We start from the raw sequence: 634 nt of genomic DNA, 5'->3' as shown, positions 1-634 counted from the left end.
CATTCCTTCGTCGAGGAAACCGTCGACGCCTTGCTCAACCAGGAACACAAGCTGGTCGAGCTGGGAGCTGCCGCCGGTAGCGTCAAACTCGCCACCTCTGCCGCGAATGCGGTTGGAGTCCTGACCGAAAAGCAACCCGGCAATCCGCACGTCACCGTCCGTCTGTTAGGCAAAGGTGGCACGGTGAAAATGGTCGCCAGTGCCATCATCAACAAAGGCGAACGTCTCACCTGGGCAGCTGGAGGCAACGTGGCTCCTGCCGCTACCGGATTCCTTCTCGGTCGCAAACTCACCCAGGGCGCGAGCGCTGCAGGTGACGTGATCGAGGTCCTCGATAACCCCATCAACATCCCTGCCTAACAACTCATTTCCCACTCATCTAACTTATCATGAAGGCACCTCTTCTTAATCCACTTCTCACCGGTCACGCGGTCCGCTTCATGGCGGGCCTGCCGATGGTAGGTCGCCGCATCGCGCCGATCGTGCCAACGCAGTTGCACTCCGCTGCCTACTACGTCTACGATACTTCCAACTTCGTTGACATTCCGACCGATATCCGCCGTGGTCCGTCTGGCAACTTTGCCCGTATCAAGTCTTCGCTCTCGAGCGATACCTTCCTTTGCAAGGACTACGG

The 634-nt window shown here is 58.2% G+C and carries 2 protein-coding genes; both read left to right on the top strand.

What is annotated here, in order from left to right:
* The coding region (locus tag JIN85_RS20810; protein WP_200274467.1) for a hypothetical protein at nt 1-360 on the top strand (360 nt) is incomplete at its 5' end.
* 29 nt (nt 361-389) lie between these two features.
* The coding region (locus JIN85_RS20805) for a hypothetical protein (protein ID WP_200274465.1) at nt 390-634 on the top strand (245 nt) is incomplete at its 3' end.

It is taken from the genome of Luteolibacter pohnpeiensis (genome assembly GCF_016595435.1).
Lineage (GTDB): Bacteria > Verrucomicrobiota > Verrucomicrobiia > Verrucomicrobiales > Akkermansiaceae > Luteolibacter > Luteolibacter pohnpeiensis.
The sequence above is the reverse complement of the archived record's forward strand: the minus strand, read 5'-3'. Positions and strand labels throughout refer to the sequence as shown.